This is a genomic window from Azospirillum brasilense, assembly GCF_008365405.1.
In the GTDB taxonomy this organism is placed as follows: domain Bacteria; phylum Pseudomonadota; class Alphaproteobacteria; order Azospirillales; family Azospirillaceae; genus Azospirillum; species Azospirillum brasilense_D.
Map to the genome: position 1 here is coordinate 1 of NZ_QOKV01000057.1, position 3,842 is coordinate 3,842.

Consider the following 3,842-nt stretch of genomic DNA (forward strand, 5'->3'; position numbering starts at 1 on the left):
TCCAGGCCCGTGATCACCTCGACGCGTTGGATAGTCATAGGGACTGCCATAGGGATAGCCATAGGGACAGGCTCTATGATTCAGCTTCCCCGCTCGGTCACAAGGCGGCGCTCGGCGGAGGGGTACCAACGATCTGCCGCAGACCAAGCTGCACGAGTTGCTGCCCTGGGAATGGAAGCGGCTGCACGAGACGACCACGGCGACCTGAGGAACCATGGCCAGAACCCGCAACCTCGTGACCATGGAGCGCGTCGCCGAGATCCTCGGCGAGGACGTCGAATGGCTGATCGACATCGCCATCGAGTTGGAGCCGGAGGACGGTTGCCTGACCGTGTTCGGCCCACGCGAGCAGTGGTTCTATGCCCTGACCGAGGATGGCGTCGAGAACCTCAAGGAACTGATCCAAATCCACCGAACGGGACGCTGACCGCTTCGATCCGCATCCGCGTCATTCACCGGATGCGTACGGTACAGCCACACTGCGGTCATGATGACCTCGGCGGGGTAGCGGTAGCCGGAAAAACGGGGATAGGAACGCGTCGTCATGCCCCTACCGTACCCAGCCCGACCGCCCCCGGCAATCCCGCCGCCGCCAACTTGACGGTGCCCACGGAATAATGTCCGCCTCGAGGATCGGTTCAAGCTCCTGGTCCGGGACCACCTGTCGGAAACGATGGCGCAATTTCCCTATCTCTACCAGCCGCAACTGCCGCCCCACCATGCCGGAGGCTTGGACCCGATCTTCTGGTCCTTCGGCTTCCTCATGGCAACCTGGCTGGCACCGCGCGCCTGGAAGAGCATGACCAACCCGGACAAGCCTGAACACACCACGTTCCAGGCCTTGCACCCTCTTCTGATCGGCACAACGCCTATCATCGAGGCCGACTACCAGCCCTGGCCAAGGCAATCCTCGACCTTCGCGAACACTTCAAGGCCCGCCGCAACAGATCCATGCGGTGATCCCGGGGAATCGGTGAAGGGTGCGCTCACACCGCTTACGTCGCAACTATAGCTGTGCGCTGTCCTGTTTTCTCAGCCACGTTTCGATCACAGACGGATTGACAACGTATTCAGGCACCCGCCACTCTGCCACCGCTAGAAGGTTCTCGCAGAATGCCTCCGGCAGGCGCATCTGAGACTCTACCGTATGTCCTACCATGTGTGGGGTAAGGATGGCGTTTGGAAGGTCGCGCAGCGGACTATTCTCTTTCAGCGGCTCTGGGTCGAACACATCGAGGGCGATGCGCATAGCAGGTCGCTCTGCGGCGAGCGCGGCGAGCGTATCGTCGGGGACGATGCCGCCCCGCGTGATGTTGACAAACACCACGTCCGGTTTCATCCGGCGCAACGCGTCAAGATCCAGCATTCCTCGTGATTCAGGATTGAGCGAAGCCGCCATGATAACGACATCGCTTGTCGCGAGCACCTCATCGAGGCTCTGCGCGGCGACATATGCGGGCATCGGTCGCGTCGTGCGCACCGAGGCGACGAGCCTCACACCCCATGCAGACAGCCGTTCCGCGATAGCCTGTCCAATTTTGCCAAAGCCTATCAGGCCAACTTTCTTTCCCATGAGCATCCGCGCACGGACCTGCGAGGGACGCGGCAGGTTTTCGCGAAGGTAGCGCTCAGTGCCATGAAGGTCATAGAGCGAAGCCAGCGTGAAGAGAACTGCGGCCTCGGCCATGCTGACGGAGTTTTCCGTAATTTGGCCATTCGCCACGAGTATGCCGTTTGCTGTCGCGGCCGAAACATCGAACCCTTCGACCCCTGTGAACGGGGAAACCAATGCGCGCAAACGCGGCATCTTGGCAAACAACTCCCGGTCGGCTGTAAAGCTTGAGGACGCGCCAAGGATTTCCAAACACTGCAGCGCGTCAACTGCGGCAAGTAGATCGTTTCGCGTTAAGAACCGCGCCACACTATGGCCGCGCCGTTGCAACTCGTCATGGGCTGGATTGAAGAATCGATCAAAGGAGGACGATCCCACTAAAGCAACAATCAAGATTTTAACCTCCACATGAGTTACCTAGGGCAATCCTAGATGGCGGGTCCTACCATTCAAGACCGAGCGTACGTTGTAGTCGTAGACTGCGACCAGATCTGGCTAAATTGCATATCTTCGCTTAGTGTGTACGAACACAGAAATCCAGTGGACCTCACGGCCGATCACCCCGTCGTCCATGAAACCTATTTCGCTACGTCGCAGAGCCACTTATCAGCGGCAACCTCAATGTGATCCACCACCGTTCCGAAAAAGAACTTTCAACGAGCCATATTTTGTCGACACCGCCTTGATTGTCCCGCGGGACAAGCTCGATTTGCCTGCCGCCGTTTCCGGCGACTGGCTTTTCTGCCCTGCTAACCCTTGCAATCGGGACGAGAAGATGACAATCCCGAAAAATCCAGCTTCTAAGCCAATTCATTTAATCTAGTACCGGCGACCTCGCGTCTCACCTTCGGGCCATGATTGGCTGGAGAACCCAAAGCATCTGCTGACCTATAGAAACGGATAGCTCGGCTCCTGATCAAAAGAATTAATCTACCACAACTGCACCGGCTATCGATACCTGTCCTGGTGGCTTATCCCCGAGTGTCCGGTGGCACAACGAGGCTCTCGCCTTCATCGCCGACGAGGCCACCTTCTAGATCGGCGCATAATAGGAATTATAACCCACAACGCGCAAAGTCGAGGATCACTTCCGTGTCGTCACCCCTACAACACCTTCAACCTTCAGCGCCACTTGGTCTCCCGTGGCACCCTGCGTGCTTTCCGGGCGCAGGCGATGGCCGAGTGGCACGCCGCCACCGCCGCGGCGTGAGCCAGTCGGAGATTTGGGCGATCTGCGCGTCGGTTCAGTTCGTGTGACAATGCCTGCCAAACGCTTCCTGGCGCGAAGTAAGTGTGGGCCGGCGAGGAGACGATCCTGATCCGTCATTCCAAGGGGGCCGGACTTATGACCAGTAAGTAGCGGTTACCGCTATGTGGACGGCCGCCATGAGGTTGGTGGCGGAGCAGACATAATGGGTGGAGATGTGCCGAAAGTCCTTGAGGTGCCCGAACATGCGCTTGATGACATTAATGTTCCGGTAGAGGGAGGCAGAGAAGCAGTTTTTCCAGCGCTTGTTGGCACGTGGAGGGATGTTGAGTGCGGTCCCAGCCTGCTCGATCTTCCGGTGGAGTAGTCGTGCGCAAGGTGGCGCGCAGTTCCACGCTTCTCAGCGAGTGCACCGGCGCCCCCATCGCGCGGTTGCGGCCGACCGGCAACGGCGACACGGTCCAAGTGCTCTGGTCGAGCAGCGAGCGTTGGGGAGCATCAAGCCCGCCGGGGATTGCGACCATGGGCTTGACCGTGTCTTCGACTATATCGCCAACGAGCTGGACTTCTGGATAAACGCCTGATCCGAACGCCGTGAAATTGGCCAGAGTCCTGGTCAGTCTCGGTGTTCCTGCTGATTTCGTTCGTCTGCTGACCTGAATGAGCCTCCTTTCGGCGTCAATGTGCTGGATTGTCGCAAAGATGCTTGGGCCATCATTCTATATGCTTCAACAGTGTTAATGTCCGTGGCCATGATTGCGCTTCCTTCAGCGTCGGAAATCGCCAAGCAGTCTTCAAACGTTAGCATTTTTCGTCCTTCTAAAAAGAATTTGAAAGGGGTTTTACATGCTTGTCAGCGGGTCGGGGCCGGCGGGTTCTTGGAGTAGTCGTAGAAACCGCGGCCGACCTTGCGGCCGACCCAGCCGGCCTCGACATACTTCACCAGCAGCGGGCAGGGGCGGTACTTGCTGTCGGCCAGACCCTCGTAGAGGACCTGCATGACCGCCAGACAGGTGTCCAGGC

At 58.6% G+C, this 3,842-nt stretch carries 4 protein-coding genes and 2 pseudogenes; 3 read left to right on the forward strand and 3 right to left on the reverse strand.

Going from position 1 to position 3,842, the window contains the following annotated elements; translation table 11 throughout:
• Nucleotides 1-214 precede the first annotated feature (214 nt).
• Nucleotides 215-427: a hypothetical protein gene (locus tag DS837_RS31595; RefSeq protein WP_149168368.1), complete on the forward strand. Its 213-nt coding sequence runs from the start codon at nt 215-217 to the stop codon at nt 425-427.
• Nucleotides 428-673: 246 nt separating this feature from the next.
• On the forward strand, nt 674-1,012 hold the full coding sequence (locus DS837_RS31600) for a hypothetical protein (RefSeq protein WP_149168369.1): 339 nt from the start codon (nt 674-676) through the stop codon (nt 1,010-1,012).
• Here DS837_RS31600 and DS837_RS31605 read toward each other — a convergent pair.
• Nucleotides 1,007-2,005 carry an NAD(P)-dependent oxidoreductase gene (locus tag DS837_RS31605; protein ID WP_170296062.1) on the reverse strand — a complete coding sequence of 333 codons (999 nt, stop codon included), beginning with the start codon at nt 2,003-2,005 and terminating at the stop codon, nt 1,007-1,009. The two genes, DS837_RS31600 and DS837_RS31605, sit on opposite strands and share 6 nt — an antisense overlap.
• A gap of 712 nt (nt 2,006-2,717) precedes the next feature.
• Here DS837_RS31605 and DS837_RS32965 point away from each other — a divergent pair.
• Nucleotides 2,718-2,822 (forward strand): annotated as a pseudogene (locus tag DS837_RS32965) (IS6 family transposase); the annotation flags it as partial.
• 133 nt (nt 2,823-2,955) lie between these two features.
• Here the strand turns inward: DS837_RS32965 and DS837_RS31610 are convergent.
• Together DS837_RS31610 and DS837_RS31615 are read right to left on the reverse strand one after the other, a co-directional pair.
• Nucleotides 2,956-3,183, reverse strand: a pseudogene (locus tag DS837_RS31610) (IS5/IS1182 family transposase); the annotation flags it as partial.
• A gap of 489 nt (nt 3,184-3,672) precedes the next feature.
• The coding region (locus DS837_RS31615; RefSeq protein WP_247890236.1) for a 3-hydroxyacyl-CoA dehydrogenase family protein at nt 3,673-3,842 on the reverse strand (170 nt) is incomplete at its 5' end.